A 14,860-nucleotide genomic window follows, 5' to 3' on the forward strand; every position below is an offset into this window, starting at 1 on the left:
ATAACAATGCATTTCCTTTATTTTTTCTTCTTCTTGGCCAGCGTTTCGCGCACGAGTCCGGCCCTCAGAACATCCCGCTGGTGGGGGGAAAGCTCCCCCCCGTACTTCAGGATGAAAGCGGGCCTCGTCAGCACCATCAGCGTCCAGGCCATGCTCGGCGATACATCCTTGATGATCCCGAGGTCGATGCCCAGGCGGACGTCCGAAAGGTACTGGATCGCCTCCCGGGAGTTGAGCAGGCGGGCGTAGCGCAGGATGCCGTAAGCGCGCCACACCCTGTCCTCGACGATCTCCGGCCGTTCTTGGTGCAGGAGCCTGCGGGCCGCCCGCTCCTGGTCGATGATCTGCCGGCACACCGCAACCAGGTTCTGGACGATCTCCTCCTCGGCCCGCCCCAGGGTGATCTGGTTCGAAATTTGGAAAAGGTTCCCGGCGGCCTCGGTGCCTTCGCCGTAGAGCCCACGTACGGTGAGCCCCAGCTTGCCGATGGTCGCCAGTACCTGCCTGACCTGCCCCGTGATGGCCAGCCCCGGAAGATGGAGCATCAGCGAGGCCCGCAGCCCGGTGCCGACGTTGGTCGGGCAGGCCGTCAGGTAGCCGATCGACTCCGAGTAGGCATAGTCCAAAGTCCGCTCCAGGGCGTCGTCGACGACGTTCGCCTTCTCCAGGGCCTGTTCCAGTTGCAGGCCCGGCGCCAGCACCTGGATGCGCAGGTGGTCTTCTTCATTGACCATGATGCTCACGGACTCGTCGTCCGAAAGCCCTATCGCCCGGCCTTCCGCCGGGCCCTGGAAAAAAGCCGGGCTGGCCAGGTGTTTCTCGACTAGTATCTGCCTTTCCAGAGACGACAATTCCGCCGCCCTGGACAGCTCCAATCCTCCGACGGCTTCCGCCAACCGCCTGTCCTTGACCGCCAGTTCGACGGCGTGGACGATCTCCTCGGCCGCTTCCGGCGTCAAGCGGTGGGGGAAGGGGTAATCGGCCAGCGCCCGCGCCAGGCGGATGCGGCTGGAGACGACCACGTCCCCGTCCGAGGCCCCGTCCCGCATCCACGCGCTGTAGGGATTGCTGACGGTTTCCTTAAGCCCCACCGTCTCCACCTCCCCGGTCCAGGCCGGCCTCGAGTTCCCTGATCCGGTCCCTGAACACCGCCGCTTTTTCGTACTCCTCCCTGGCGATGGCGTCCTGCAGCTCGGCCTTGAGCTGCTCGATATCACGCAGCACCCTCGACTTCTTCTGTCCCCGCCCGGGGACCTTGCCGGTATGGCGCAGCGCTCCGTGGACTCTCCGCAACAGGGTGCCGAGCTGGGGCTCAAACTCGCGGTAGCACCCGCTGCAGCCGAACAGCCCTGTCTGGCCGAGTTCCCCGGCCGTCAGGCCGCACCTGGGACACCTTGCCTCGTGCGGCATGACCTTATTCCCGGACTGCGGCCCCGGCCCGATCATCCCGGCCAGGAAGCTGCTCAGGTTCAGCGAGGGATTAAAATGAAAATGGATATGGCCGACCTGCTCCTCCTGGGCGCAAACCTCGCAGAGATGCATTTCCTTCTTGTTGTTGTTGACGATCTCGGTATAGTGGAAGGTGGCCGGCCGCTGTTTGCACTTCTCGCAAAGCATAATTCTACATCCTCTCGATAGCATCTAGCGTTAGGCTTTAAGTGACAAGATCAGGTAGCAATATTCGATACAGAGACCGAATGGCATTCAGCGTTCAGCATTCGGCATTCGTATAAGGACTATCCCGGAATCTAAGTGCCGATAGCTGAGCGCCGAACACCGAGTGCTATTCCATTCCCCGGAGCAAAGCCGCCAGCATGGCGCGCATCAACTGCGCCCGCAGGGTGTTCCTGCCCGGAAGTTCGACCTTGGACAGGCCGTCCCCCACAATCGCCGCCATCATCCCAGCCTCTCGCCCGGTGATAAGCGATTCCTCGCTAAGCCGCCCGATGATTTGCAGGGCCTCGCGGTGTCCGATGGCGTCGCCGACAACATGGTAAAGCCGCCGGACAAACTCGTCCTCTACGGGCAGCTTGATGATCCGCACGTATCCACCGCCGCCCCGCCGGCTTTCGACAACAAAGCCCGAATGCGGTCCGAATCTGGTCGACAGCACGTAGGTCACCTGGGACGGAGCGCAGTTGAACTTCAAGGCAAGGTCGCTGCGCCGGACATCGACGTAGTCGCGTTCGCTCTGCTCTAACAGCCGGTAGATATACTGGGCGATGTATTCAGCCAGCGTCGGCATGGCGGTACCCCCCCCTCGATCCTGACTTTGACTTTTGTTGACTATCTGGTTAATACCATACCGAATCCGGTCGCAAAAAGCAATTCCCTTTTGCCCTTATTTTAGCCGCTGTCACCCACTTTTTAGTCAAAAATAGTCAAAGCAGGGCGCCTCAGTCATCCCTTGTACGTTTTGGCGCGGCTCCCGCTTCCAGTGTTATAATATTGCTCATAATAATGGTCGCGAGTCGTAGGAGTCGCCGGCCGGAGGAGGAACGCTGATGAGAACCCTGGCATATTTCCTGATCGCTGTCGGCACCCTGATCTTTGCGGGTTATGCCCTCTACGGTTTATGCATATTCATCGGCGGCGGGGCCGGCGTGCCCCTGGCTGTGAGGGTGGGAGTCGCCGCCCTGCTTCTAGGCCTGGCGGCGCTGCTCCTCGCTCTATGGATAGAACGCGCGAAGGAAGGTGACAAAGGATGATCGTGGCCACCTCAAGCACCATTGCGGGTAAGAAAGTAGTCAAAACACTTGGTGTAGTTACCGGCAGCATCATCAGGAGCAGGCACATCGGCAAGGACATTGTCGCCGGGCTGCGCAATGTCGTCGGCGGGGAAATCAAGGAATACACCGAACTCATGGCCGACGCCCGCCAGGAGGCAGTCAAGAGAATGATCAGCCAAGCCGAGAAACTCGGAGCCAACGCCGTCGTCGACGTCCGCTTCGCCACCGCCCAGGTGATGTCGATGGCGGCCGAGATCCTGGCCTACGGCACGGCCGTGGTCGTGGAGCAGCCGTAGGCTGCTCGATGTTAGACACCCAATACCACCAAGGGGCAGTATTACTGCCCCTTCGCGTTCTCGACAGGATATGACTGTATGTTACAAAAAAGCCCGCTTGCCGAGATTTCCGTTCAGCAGTCCCGCTACGGTTGGTGAGCTGCGACAGCCTACGGTTATTCCAGCTTCACGGCCGTCCCTGAGGCCGTAACCATCAGCATCCCCTCACGGAGTACCTCGTAGTCCACGTCGATACCCACAACGGCGTCACCGCCCAGGCGTTGCGCATCCTCGCGCATTTCGGCCAGAGCCAGTTCACGAGCCTGCTTAAGTTTCTGCTCATATGCTCCGGATCGCCCGCCGATGACGTCCGTGATTGAGGCCATCAAGTCACGGATGATATTCGCTCCCATAATGGCCTCTCCACTGACGATCCCAAGGTATTCACGAATCGTTCTTCCCTGGATCTCATGCGTCGTGGTTAGAATCATTGCTTACACCCTTTCCGTCAACAACCTAATCAATTCTTCTTACATCGGTCACCCGGCCGCGGCATTCCCCTCCCTAGTCTAGAGAATATCGATCCGGCTGACCTGCTCGTCGGTATTAAGGGTCAGCTTTACTGTCATGCCAACTTCGATGTGGCCCAGGCTCCGAGTAGCACTTCCTTCTTTTACTGTTACTGTCTCTGCCAGGTAGTAAGTCTCTTCATCACCGTTGCTTTTCTCGATCATGATCCGCTTCGTTCCCGAGGTCCGGATGTAGGTGACATCACCGGAAACGTACGCCCTACCCGAGATTTCAATCCGGGTAACCTTATCGTCGCTGTTCAAGGTCAGCTCTACCAGCATGCCTTCTTCGATGTAGCCCAGGCTCCGAGTAGCACTTCCTTCCTTTACTGTTACTGTCTCTGCGAGGTAGTAAGTCTCTTCATCCCCGTTGCTTTTCTCGATCATGATCCGCTTCGTTCCCGAGGTCCGGATGTAGGTCACTGTCCCCTGAATGCCCGCGGGAGCCGTGATTTCAATCCGGGTAACCTTGTCGTCGCTGTTCAGGGTCAGCTTTACCTGCATGCCTTCTTCGATGTAGCCCAGGCTCCGAGTAGCACTTCCTTCCTTGACGGTCACGCTATCCGCCAGGTAATAGGTTTCTTCCTGCCCGTTGCTTTTCTCGATCATAATCCGTTTCGTTCCCGATGTCCGGATGTAGATCACTGCCCCCTCAAGGGCTTCTGCTTTTAGCTCCACAGCCTGGACCTGGTTACCCGTCACCCGAATCCGTGCTTCCGCACCCACGGTTACATCACTGAGCCGCAGGGATACCCCGTTTCTGGTAACGCTCACAGATGGGCTAATGTTCAGCGTCAGCATGCCGCCGGTGCTGGTCTGGAAAAACAACTGGTTGGAAGCGGAGACAACGGCCAGTATCTTGCCGTCATATTCCGAAGTTTGAGCGGCCGGGGTCTGGCCAGTAGACTTCCCGACAAAGATTACCTGCCCGCTGCCATTAAGGATGAGCTTTACGTTCTGCTCCAGGCTCATTGACGACAGTGTTACCTTCTGCCCGCCTCTGTAAACAATGTGGTCCTGCTTCAGGGGGTAGGTGAAAGCGCCCGAAGAAGTGCGAAGCGTGATCTTCCCGCCCTGCCAGTCCACCGCAACCAGCTGGCCGGTAATGAACCTGCCGGGATAAGGGTTGATATGCGCCGTGCCCAGCATCTTCCCCAGGAGGGAAGCGACCTCGGCCCGCGTAACCGGCCTCTGGGGTTCGAAAAGGGTGGCCGAAGTCCCAGACATGATGCCCTCCCTGTAAACCGCCGCCAGCATCCGCTGGTAGGCCGCCGGGATGTTGGCGGTATCGGTGAAGACCAGGGGGGTATCGTCAGTCTGCAGGTTCAAAGCCTTCGCCAGCCACAGGGCGATCTCCAGCCGGGTGGCGGGCTCGTTGAACTTGATCTGGGAAATCTGGCCGGAAAAGAGCTGCTTTTGCGCGGCCAGGGCGATGTACCCCTGACCCCACTTGATATCCGGAGGAAAAACAATCTTGCTGGTATCGATTCGGGATGCTTCATTTTCCAGGCCCAGGGCCCGGATGATGACGACCAGGGCCTCGCGGCGCGTGACGTTGTCTTTGGGCTTGAATACGTTGCCGGGGTAACCGTTCATCAAATCCAGCGCGCGCACCTGCATAATGGTCTCTTCAGCCCAATGGCCCCGGACGTCCTGGAAAGTGGCGAGTTCTTCCGCCCGGGCCTGTCCCGCCGCCAGGCAAGACAGGGCAAGGACCATTACAGTTAAAGCCATCCAGATTCTTTTGCGACCTGCCATCTCGTCTCCTCCCCTGTGATGTCTGTCGGGCTTTATTCGCAATACAATCTTCTCCCTCATGCTACCAAACCCGGTACAAAACCGCTAGCAACATTTTCTTTGTTTTCCATAATATTAAGCCTGCCGGAGCCCGCAATGTGACACTCAAACCCTTATCCGCTATGGGCCTCTTGAAAAACCGAGGGCTGTTCAAAAACAAGCATGGCGCGGAAGGCGAAGGCGGCCAGCGCGGAGCGTACTGAAAAAGAGGTCTGAAACCAGAGGTCAGAAGTCTGACCGGGAAGCGATCACTCGTAATCGCATCGAGTCCGACCTCGGACTTCCGGCATCTGACATCCTTGTTGGTACGTGAACACTGCCGCGAGCCTGACAAAGCCAGGCGAAGTTTTTCAACAGCCCCCTATCGGATAGGCCCGAAAGACGACAAAGACCGCTGCGCGAGGCAGCGGCCGCAAAAAGAATTGGCTCCGCGAGCAGGATTCGAACCTGCAACCCTCCGGTTAACAGCCGGATGCTCTACCGTTGAGCTATCGCGGAACGAAAATTTTAGGCGTGTTCTGTTTTTGCTTTAAAAGCTATTATAGCAAAGGCCCGTGACCCCCGCAAGACTTCCGGCCGTATAACCATGTTCCCCGAACATCCTCTAGCGTAACCAAAAACGCGGCAAACTTTTTTCTTCGGAGCATCCTAAACACCGAGGTGAGAACAATGGCCTCTATCGTTCGACTTTTTTAAGCGTAACCCGCGGTTTATCGTCTTGCCGGAAAGCCGCCTCTGGCTGGCAGGCAAGTGGATGCTTGAAAAGGCGTGGCTGGCCGAACACAGTTAGGCTGCCAAAAGCGTGGCATTGAGCGCTGGGCACTGAGCGCCGAGACCTGGAATAGAGCCCAGCGCCAATGCATAAACAAAGACCGCCATCTGAGGCGGTCTTTGTTTATACTTTGGCTCCGCGAGTAGGATTCGAACCTACAACCCTCCGGTTAACAGCCGGATGCTCTACCGTTGAGCTATCGCGGAACGGATTAGCGCAACGACAAGAGTTATTATACAGGGGCGGCGCCGGCCCGTCAAGTTTTACAGCGTTGTATAACATCACAGGCCAAACACGATTGTTATTAGTAGAAAGACTTTTCTTTTTACACCCGCCGGATCACCCGAACCGCCACCGTAAAAAAGAGGATAAGATACCCACAAAGCACGAGGAAGGAAATAAGTGGCAAACCTTCACCGGTAGCTAGAGAGCGCAGGGAATAGCTCGCGTGGGTCAAAGGAAGGATGTAGATAACGTCGGCAATCACCCCGGGAAGTTTTTCGGTCCGGAAGAAGGTCCCGCACAGAAAAGCCATCGGCAAAATAACGAAAGTGCTGAAGTTGGACATGTCCTCGTGGGAAGAAACGGTCATCGCAGCAACAACTCCCAAAGCAGCAAAGAGGGCGCAGGTGAGAAAAATGACTGCGAAAACCCAGAAGCCCAGTTCAAAGTACGCCCCAAAAAGATAGGCCAGAACCAGAATGATAAGCGAACCCACAATTCCTCGGACCATCCCGGCCAGCACCTTGCCGAGGGTGAAAGAAAAGGGGCTGATGGGGGCAAGGAGGTATTCTTCGAGCGTCTTATGGTAAAGCCGGCTCATGTTTAGGGAAACCCCGACGGCGTTGAAGCTGACCGTCATCGCGCTCAGCGCGATAATGCCGGGAACCGCGAAGTCGAGGTAAGACCCGCCGCTGGTTACAATACTGCGGCCCAGGCCCCAGCCAAAGGCCACCAGGTACAGGATGGGGCTGACCAACCTCGAGGCGAGGAACTTCCAAAAAGTACGCTTAAAAACCAGCATCTCGCGCCAAAACACCGTGTAGCTGTCCATTCAACCACCCACCCTGCGTCCGGTAAGTTGCACAAAAACATCCTCCAGGCTCGTTTCCCGGATAACCACCCCGTCATCCAGCCGACCAGCGAAGGCAAGCGCCTCTTCCCGCGTGCCGAAAAGGGTGTGGGTCGTCTGTCCCCCGTTTAAGGATTCGACCGCAAAACGCCCCACGCGCTCTTTAAGCTCCACCGGCGAGCCCAGGGCGATCAGCCTCCCGCGGTCCATTATCCCTACGCGGTGACAGAGTGCCTCGGCTTCCTCAATGTAATGCGTGGTAAGGAGGACGGTAACGCCGTCCCGGTTCATCTGGCGGACCAGGTCCCACATCCGCCGCCTGGTCTGCGGGTCGAGACCCACGGTCGGTTCGTCCAGGAAAAGGACGCGCGGCCGGTGCATCAGCGCCCGTGCGATCATCAAGCGGCGTTTCATCCCGCCCGAAAACCTGCTCACCAGCTCACCCTCCCGCTCTTGCAGGTCCACGAAACAGAGAAGCTCATCAATGCGCTTGCGCCGTTCGGCGGCCGGCATCTTGTACAGGCGTCCGTGCAGTTCCAGGTTCTCGCGCGCGGTAAGCTCCTGGTCGAGGTTCATGTGCTGCGGCACCACCCCGATCTCCTGCCGCACCCTGGCCAGGTCGCGCTGGACCTCGCAGCCGGCGATATAAGCTTCGCCTGCCGTAGGGCGCGCGAGCATGGTCAGCATGCGGACGGTGGTGGTCTTGCCGGCCCCGTTGGGGCCGAGCAGGCCGAAGATCTCGCCCTGCTCGATTCGGAGGTGCAGGTCGTCCACAGCCCTGATACGGCCGTAATCCTTGGTGAGACCCTTGATCTCAATCAAGCGCGTCTGCCTCCTCCTCTAACGCCGCTTCTGTACATGAGACTTGAGCGCGTGACTGTGAGAATGTGTGTGAACGTGTTCGTGAGAGTGGCTGTGGGCGTGCCGGTGGGCGCCCAATACCCCCGCCAGTTTCCCCTCGTCAATGCCTAATTCCTGGAAGGGCTTGCGGCGCATGCGGTGCAAAAGGGCGAGTTCCGCGGTTTCCCGGATGTCGGCCTCCGTCACCTCGGTCCTCCCTTCCAGCGCGGCGTTCGTTTTGGCCGCCTTCATCATCACCAGGTCGGCGCGGTGGCCGTCCACGCCCATTTCAACGGCGGTCCTGGCGACAAGGAGAAGCATTTCGTCGCTGATGCCGACCTGCGGCAGAAGGCGGCGGGCGGCGACGATCCTTTCCCTGAGCTTATGCTGCTCTTCCTCCCAGGACGCGACGAACCCCGCCGGGTCATCCTCAAAGGCCGCCCGCCGCTTGACAATCTCCACCCGCAGCGCCGGATCGGCCACGCCGGTGATGTTGACGCACAGGCCGAAACGGTCCAAGAGCTGCGGCCGCAGTTCCCCCTCCTCAGGGTTCATGGTCCCGATCAGGATAAACTGCGCCGGGTGCGTAAAGGAAACGCCCTCCCTCTCGACGGTGTTGACGCCCATAGCCGCCGCGTCGAGCAGCACGTCCACCACGTGGTCGTCCAGGAGGTTAACCTCGTCCACGTAGAGGATACCGCGGTTGGCCTCGGCCAGGACCCCGGGTTCAAACCGTTTTTCGCCTTTCTTGATGGCATGCTCGATGTCGAGGGTGCCCACCACCCGGTCCTCGGTAGCCGAAACAGGCAGGTCCACAACCCGCATCTGCCGCTGCCGCCGGGGGAGTTCCTCGCCGGCCTCCAGCCGCTCCCGGCACCTCCCGCACATGGCGGTGACGTCGCCGGGATCGCAGCCAAAGGGGCAGTCGGCCACGACCTCGATCTCCGGCAGCAGCGCGGCCAGCGCCCTTACCGCCGTAGACTTGGCCGTGCCCTTCTCGCCGCGGATGAGCACACCGGAAAGTTTCGGGTTGACGGCGTTCAGGAGCAACGCCTGCTTCATCGGCTCCTGTCCAACAATGGCCGTAAAGGGGTAAACATACCGGCCGGATTCCTGCACGTTAGAAGCCTCCTATCGTCTATCCTGTAGTGCGCGGACCGCCTCCACCAGCGCGTCCGCCTTCAGGTCCTCAATCTTGTAGTACTCCGCCTCCAGGACTGCGGCCAGTTCCCGGGCCAGGCCGAAGGAAAGAAAACCGTCCTTCTCCACGTCCACCATCAGGGTTTTGATCCGCGCCTCCTCGTGAACGAGCGCCGTCACCCGGCGCAGGTCCTCGCGCGGGTTTCCTCCGCCCAGGCCCACGTTTCCCCGCCCGTCGGAGATGACGATGAGCAGGGGAGACAGGTTGGGATCCTTGAAAAGGTGGGCCCGGGCCACCTCGTAGGCTTTTAAGAGACCCGCGGCGAGCGGCGTCCTTCCCCCCGTGGGCAGTTCGGCCAAGCGTTTTTCCGCCAGTTCCACGCTGTTGGTGGGCGGCAGCAGCACCTCGGCCCTGTCGCCCTTGAAGGCCACCATCCCCACCCGGTCGCGTTTCTGGTAGGCGTCAAGAAGTAAAGACAGCACCGCGCTTTTGGCCGCCACCATCCGCTGCTGCGCCCCCATGGAGCCGGACGCGTCGACCACAAACAGCAGGAAGTTCCCGATCCGCTTTTCCCGCACCTTCTCGCGGATGTCCTGGGACTCGACGGCCATGGCCACGCCGTCCCTGGCCCGCCGTTTCTGGAACGGAGCGGCCGCCCGCAGGGTAGCGTCAAAAGCCAGGTCGTTCCGCTCCCGGCGCAGCGTGGCCCGCACGTACCGGCCCGCCTTCGTCGGCGTCCTGGTGCGCGAGCGACGGCCGGAACCCTTGCGTAGGACGCGGTCGCGCTCGTACTCGATGCGCTTTACGCGAAAAGGTTCGCCGACGGCGAAAACCGTTTCCGCGACGACCGCCGGCGCCCCACACTCAGGGGACGAATTACTGTTTGGCTGGTCGTAACCGCCTGCCGCAATGTCCCCGCTACTTTCTTCGCCTTGATCGTTCGGCTGGGTGTGGGGCGGCTCGTCCGGTTGCTCCTCTTCCTCCGGTGGCTCCGGCGGTTCCTGCGGTTCTTGTTCCTCGGGTTGCTCCGGCGGGGGCGGCGGGGCCTCGCGCCGCCGGTGGTAAAGCACCAGTTCGGCCACCCTTTCCACGTCCTCGGGCGTCGCCGTTTCCCGCCGCTCCCAGGCCGCCAGCGTCCGCGCCGCCTGCGCGAGCACGATCTCCGCCCGGTGCCCGGCCGCCAGCGCCTCCGCCGCCAGATCCGCGGCGCGCCGGACTGCCGCCGCGGGGACTTCCACGTGGAATAACAGCGCCCGCGCCCGGACGATCTCTTCCCGCAGTCCTGCCTCCCGGGGGGCGAAGGCGGCCAGGAACTCCAGCGGGTCGTTATCGAAGGCCTCCCGCCGCCGCGCGATGGCCACGCGGGCCGCGGGATCGTCCACCCCCTCCACCGGCACGCAGAGCCCGAAGCGGTCGAGGAGCTGCGGCCGGAGTTCCCCCTCCTCGGGGTTCATGGTCCCCACCAGGATGAAAGCCGCCGGGTGAGCAAAGGTTATCCCCTCCCGCTCCACCACGTTCACCCCGGAGGCCGCCGCGTCGAGCAGGGCATCCACCAGGTGGTCGTCCAGGAGGTTCACCTCGTCCACGTAGATGATGCCGCGGTTGGCCCGCGCCAGGATCCCCGGTTCGAACCGCCGCCGCCCGTGCCGGATGGCGTACTCGAAATCCAGGCTCCCCACCACCCGGTCCTCGGTGGCTGAAACGGGGAGGTCCACCACCGGGACCCGCGTCGTGACGGAAACGAGTTCTTCGCCGGCGGCCAGGCGCTCCCGGCAGAAGGGGCAGAGCCGCGCCGCGTCGCGGGGGTCGCAGTTGCAGGGGCAACCGGCGACCACCTCGATCTCCGGCAGAAGCGCCGCCAGCGCGCGCACCGCCGTGGACTTGGCCGTGCCCTTTTCCCCACGTACCAGCACCCCGCCCAGGCGTGGATTGATAGCGTTCAGGATCAGGGCCAGCTTCATCTTCTCCTGGCCGATGATGGCCGTAAATGGGTAGACGTAGCGCATGGGTCCGACCACCTCAAGTCTTTTCTTCAATCCAGGCCTCCAGTTCCAGCACCGCGTTTTGGAACCCGGTCGACTCCTCGTCTCCACAGCTGAGGTAGCCCCGGCGCATGGCTTCACCAATACGTTTGGCTATTTCTAAGGCGGCAAAGCGGTTGTTCTCCGCCAACCGGCGGCGCATGTCCTGGTCCAGCAGGAAGCGGTGGAGCGCTTCCCGGAAAACCCACTCGCTCACCCGGCCGGTGGTGGCCTTAAGGCCGATCAGGTATTCCAAACGCTCCACTATCTTCTGGGCACCGTGGTACTTATGCTCCAGCATTTCGTCAATCCACCTGGGGTTGAAAAGTCGCGTCCTCACCGCCCGGTCAATCGCCAGGCCCACATCGGCCATTTCGGTAATCTCCTCTGTGGTATCCACCACCCATTGTTCGGGAGCTTTTCCTTTCTTTTCCGCCACGCTCCGGGAAAGTCCGCCAAAAAACTCGTAATAATGGTCGAGATCGGTAAATTCGTATTCGGTGCTGTGCCTTACCTGCGAAACCACGTCAACCGTGGAAACGAGCCTGGTAAAAAGCGCACGGTTTTCCTGGACCTTGCCCCGGTGATAGCAGTGACACATAGAGTTGTCATAACTTTCTACAAGCTCCTTTTCCTCCCGCCAGACCCCGCTCTCCACCAGCGCCCGCATTGACGTGGCGTACTCCGTAGCATGGGGCCCGAATACCCGTCCCCGGCTGACACCACCATATTCTGCTTCCGCTTCTAAACTGTGTTTGCGGATAAAATTCATCTTTTCCTGCTCCGCGGCACAGGCCGCCAGTTCTACTGCCCGGTTGATCAGTTCAATCTGGGGGCCGCATATATCGCGGAAGATGCCGCAGATGGTTACCAGAACATCAATGCGCGGCCTGCCGAGCTCATCCAGAGGAATAAGCTCCAGTTCCTTGAACCAGGGGCTTTCCTTCCGGACCAGGCGCACGCCGAGATAAGCCAGGATTTGGGCTACGGTTTCGCCTCCTGTACTCAGGGTCTCAAACCCCCACAGCACCATCCCCACTGTTTCCGGGTAGCGTCCGTGCGTACGGTAAAATCTCTCCAGAATAGCCTCTACTGCTTCTTCCCCGCGTTTTAGCGCCAGGGAGGTGGGTATGAGCCGCGGGTCGAACTCGTACATATTCCGGCCGACAGGGTAAACCTCAGGCGAACGCACCGGATCTCCGGCTAAGTTAGGAAGAAGATAGCGGCCATCCAATACGGAAAGAAGCCCCGCGCTTTCCTGCGAACGGGCGATGTTTTCCCTCACCCCGGCAAGATACCGGCCTATTTCCGGCGGCAGGGCTTTTTCGTCGCCCGCCAGCCAGCGCCCGATTGCCTGGTGTACCTCGCGGTCAACAGCAACAAATGCCTCCGGTTCCCGAGCGAGACTCTCGTAGGAAAAACCCTTTCTCTCGGCCACCATCCGGTAAAATGAAGGCACTTCCCGGTCAAACCGGATGAGGGCCGTCAAGTAGGCAATCAAGTCCTCTCCCGCAAGTCGCCTGTCCAGAACGTGCAAACCTTTGGGGATAAGCCGCCTCTTCATCCGGTAGAGATAGACTTCCAATTCTGCCAAATCCTCGGTCGGCATGGAGAGCGCCTGCGCTTTTTCTTTAACCGCCTCAGCCAGGGTCTCTTTATCCCGGCCCTCGGCTTTCCGGTACTCGGCCAGCAGTTCCTCCAGCTCTAAGTACTCGCCGTAAAGACCGGCAGCAATTACCGGCGGCGAGGCGTGGGAAACCGTCACCGCGTAGCTTCTCCGCTTGGCGATGGTGGATTCCGAGGGATTCCCCACCCAGTAATAGTAGAGGTGGGGAACATTGCCGACCAGAGTATCCGGAAAACAGCGGCGCGACACCGGAACATCCTTGCCCTTGGTGAACTCCAAGGTGCCGTGCATTCCCCAGTGGACGATGCAGTCCGCCCGAAATTCTTTTTGTAACCACCAGTAAAAACAGAGGTACTGGTGGTGAGGCGGCAGTTCTTTGTCGTGATAGGCTTTCTCGGGATTTTCGTGAACACCGCGCGACGGCTGCACGCCGATGAAAACGTTGCCTGCCACCACGCCGGGAATCAAAATCTGGGCATTCCTGGCCATTACGGTTCCCGGTGGTTCTCCCCAGTGCCTTTCGATTTGCGCCCGCAAATCCGACGGCAGCTCGTGGTACCACCGGCGGTAGACCTCCGCATCCACTGCTATCCCGGAAGAAGCCACCTTCCACTCAGGCGTGTTCACCACGCCGCTGGATAAAAGAACTTCCCCCAAATCCCCCGCCGGAATTTCCACCCGGTACCCGGCGGCTACCAGCTTTTCGAGAAAGACCCGCAGGCTTTCCAGCGCATCGAGATAACCGGCGTTACCCAGGTTAGCTTCGCCCGGGGGATAGTCGTATAGGATGATAGTCAGCCTTTTCTCGGCGTTGGGCTTGCGCCGCAGCCAAAGCCACTTCCGAACCCGCCCGGCAAGCCTCTCTATTCCTTCGGGCAAGGCTCGGACTTCCTTTACTTCCCCACCCAAGAGCCCGTCTTTCCCGAGGGACGCGAGTCCCCCCACGTAAACCGGCTCTATGCAGCCATCAAGCTCCGGTAACATAACACCGAGGGTAGTTTCTAGAGGATTCAGCCGGTTGTCTCTTTGCCATTCATCTATTTCCGTCGTGTAAGACCGAAATCCCGTCAGCACCGGAACGCCAAGTTCGGACAGCAACCGGTAGGTTGGTTCGGGCACCCCACCGTAAGGCCCGCCGTGCAACCGGAAGTACTGCAGGTTAACCACGAGGTCTACCGTTGGACGCCCTCCGTCAAAGAAGCAGGAACGGAGAGCCGTCAGGTTGTACTCCACCTTAGAAAAAACGGGGATGAGGTTGACCTCGCCGCGCAACTCCTTCGCCAGCGCCTCTACCACCGGCGTACAGTCGGCAAAATGCATGCCGCCATAAAAGAAAATGCCCACGGTAGGCTTGCTCTCGTCCCATCCTACGGACGATTTAAAAGCCTTCAGGTCGGTAAAACGGCGATCAGGAGGCCACCAGATCCCCCAGTCGGGCATTTTTTGCGGCGGCCTCACCTCTACCTTAGCCCCGCAGTATTCCCGCAGCAGGAAAAGAAACAGGTTTTTGAGGTTCTCCTTGCCGCCCTCGGCGTAATATTCGCAGGCCAGCACCCAGTTGCGCATGTGCCTGAGCTTGCCCACGGGAAGAACCGACCCCAGTTTTTTGGCAATCTCGGCAAACTTCCTGGCTTTAAGGTAGGCCTCGATGTCAAAGCGCCCCTCGCGCCGGGGAAGATCGGCCCCGGAAAAAGAACCCATCCGGGTGAGGGAAAGAATGTCGCGGCTGCCGCCGACTAGAACCACCACCGTGGCGGCGCTCCCGGTTATCAACTCCCGGAGTTGGTCAGTGAACTCCGTCTGCCCGCGGATATCCACGAGGATAACACGGGCGCTTTTTACCGCTTCTTCCAACTCTACCGGATCAATCGCTCCCCGCTCCGAGTCGGAGAAATAGATTTTTTTGACCGAAAGAATTTCTCCGTATTCCGCCCCGATCTCTGCCAGCGCTTCCCTGAGTTCTCGAGTATTGTCAATGGTGCTAAGCAGAAGAAAGCTGTTCACCGTTTTCACCCTT

At 59.9% G+C, this 14,860-nt stretch carries 12 protein-coding genes and 2 tRNA genes; 2 read left to right on the forward strand and 12 right to left on the reverse strand.

What is annotated here, in order from left to right:
* Positions 1-17: 17 nt before the first annotated feature.
* The 3 genes from ACUM6F_RS07035 to ACUM6F_RS07045 form a co-directional block, all read right to left on the reverse strand.
* Positions 18-1,100, reverse strand: coding sequence for a protein arginine kinase (locus tag ACUM6F_RS07035; RefSeq protein WP_445348794.1), 1,083 nt, complete (start codon positions 1,098-1,100; stop codon positions 18-20).
* Positions 1,081-1,617: a UvrB/UvrC motif-containing protein gene (locus tag ACUM6F_RS07040; protein ID WP_445348795.1), complete on the reverse strand. Its 537-nt coding sequence runs from the start codon at positions 1,615-1,617 to the stop codon at positions 1,081-1,083. Before ACUM6F_RS07040 ends, ACUM6F_RS07035 begins: the two co-directional genes overlap by 20 nt.
* A gap of 166 nt (positions 1,618-1,783) precedes the next feature.
* Positions 1,784-2,245: a CtsR family transcriptional regulator gene (locus ACUM6F_RS07045; RefSeq protein WP_425620868.1), complete on the reverse strand. Its 462-nt coding sequence runs from the start codon at positions 2,243-2,245 to the stop codon at positions 1,784-1,786.
* A gap of 259 nt (positions 2,246-2,504) precedes the next feature.
* On the opposite strand from ACUM6F_RS07045, the gene ACUM6F_RS07050 reads away from it, so the two are divergent.
* Both ACUM6F_RS07050 and ACUM6F_RS07055 read left to right on the forward strand, forming a co-directional pair.
* A complete protein-coding gene (locus tag ACUM6F_RS07050; RefSeq protein WP_445348796.1) occupies positions 2,505-2,708 on the forward strand; it encodes a hypothetical protein in 204 nt (67 codons plus the stop codon).
* The gene (locus ACUM6F_RS07055; RefSeq protein WP_425620866.1) at positions 2,705-3,025 is read left to right on the forward strand and encodes a YbjQ family protein; all 321 of its coding nucleotides are present in this window, start codon (positions 2,705-2,707) and stop codon (positions 3,023-3,025) included. The genes ACUM6F_RS07050 and ACUM6F_RS07055 overlap by 4 nt, the downstream gene beginning before the upstream one ends.
* 155 nt (positions 3,026-3,180) lie before the next feature.
* Here ACUM6F_RS07055 and ACUM6F_RS07060 read toward each other — a convergent pair whose 3' ends face one another.
* The 9 genes from ACUM6F_RS07060 to ACUM6F_RS07100 all read right to left on the reverse strand — a co-directional run bounded on the left by ACUM6F_RS07060 (position 3,181) and on the right by ACUM6F_RS07100 (position 14,847).
* Entirely contained in the window at positions 3,181-3,495 is a 315-nt protein-coding gene (locus tag ACUM6F_RS07060) for a YbjQ family protein (protein WP_445348797.1), read from the reverse strand.
* Between the two features lie 78 nt (positions 3,496-3,573).
* Complete coding sequence (locus tag ACUM6F_RS07065; RefSeq protein WP_445348798.1) at positions 3,574-5,331, reverse strand: S-layer homology domain-containing protein; 1,758 nt, start codon at positions 5,329-5,331, stop codon at positions 3,574-3,576.
* A 462-nt stretch (positions 5,332-5,793) separates the two neighbouring features.
* A tRNA-Asn gene (locus ACUM6F_RS07070) sits at positions 5,794-5,868 on the reverse strand.
* Positions 5,869-6,273: 405 nt separating this feature from the next.
* Positions 6,274-6,348 (reverse strand) — tRNA-Asn (locus ACUM6F_RS07075).
* Positions 6,349-6,467: 119 nt separating this feature from the next.
* Positions 6,468-7,196, reverse strand: a complete 729-nt coding sequence (locus ACUM6F_RS07080) for an ABC transporter permease (protein ID WP_445348799.1) — start codon at positions 7,194-7,196, stop codon at positions 6,468-6,470.
* Positions 7,197-8,036 carry an ABC transporter ATP-binding protein gene (locus ACUM6F_RS07085; protein WP_445348800.1) on the reverse strand — a complete coding sequence of 280 codons (840 nt, stop codon included), beginning with the start codon at positions 8,034-8,036 and terminating at the stop codon, positions 7,197-7,199. It lies immediately after the preceding gene.
* An 18-nt stretch (positions 8,037-8,054) separates the two neighbouring features.
* On the reverse strand, positions 8,055-9,173 hold the full coding sequence (locus ACUM6F_RS07090) for a magnesium chelatase ATPase subunit I (protein ID WP_445348801.1): 1,119 nt from the start codon (positions 9,171-9,173) through the stop codon (positions 8,055-8,057).
* 12 nt (positions 9,174-9,185) lie between these two features.
* Complete coding sequence (locus ACUM6F_RS07095; protein ID WP_445348802.1) at positions 9,186-11,231, reverse strand: putative cobaltochelatase; 2,046 nt, start codon at positions 11,229-11,231, stop codon at positions 9,186-9,188.
* The gene (locus ACUM6F_RS07100; protein ID WP_445348803.1) at positions 11,215-14,847 is read right to left on the reverse strand and encodes a cobaltochelatase subunit CobN; all 3,633 of its coding nucleotides are present in this window, start codon (positions 14,845-14,847) and stop codon (positions 11,215-11,217) included. Before ACUM6F_RS07100 ends, ACUM6F_RS07095 begins: the two co-directional genes overlap by 17 nt.
* Positions 14,848-14,860 lie beyond the last annotated feature (13 nt).

Source organism: Desulforudis sp. DRI-14 (assembly GCF_052618305.1).

Coding starts and splice junctions, on each gene's coding strand:
- ACUM6F_RS07050 (WP_445348796.1), top strand. CDS start 2,505: ATGAGAACCCTGGCATATTTCCTGATCGCTGTCGGCACCCTGATCTTT.
- ACUM6F_RS07080 (WP_445348799.1), bottom strand. CDS start 7,196: ATGGACAGCTACACGGTGTTTTGGCGCGAGATGCTGGTTTTTAAGCGT.
- ACUM6F_RS07060 (WP_445348797.1), bottom strand. CDS start 3,495: ATGATTCTAACCACGACGCATGAGATCCAGGGAAGAACGATTCGTGAA.
- ACUM6F_RS07040 (WP_445348795.1), bottom strand. CDS start 1,617: ATGCTTTGCGAGAAGTGCAAACAGCGGCCGGCCACCTTCCACTATACC.
- ACUM6F_RS07055 (WP_425620866.1), top strand. CDS start 2,705: ATGATCGTGGCCACCTCAAGCACCATTGCGGGTAAGAAAGTAGTCAAA.
- ACUM6F_RS07045 (WP_425620868.1), bottom strand. CDS start 2,245: ATGCCGACGCTGGCTGAATACATCGCCCAGTATATCTACCGGCTGTTA.
- ACUM6F_RS07065 (WP_445348798.1), bottom strand. CDS start 5,331: ATGGCAGGTCGCAAAAGAATCTGGATGGCTTTAACTGTAATGGTCCTT.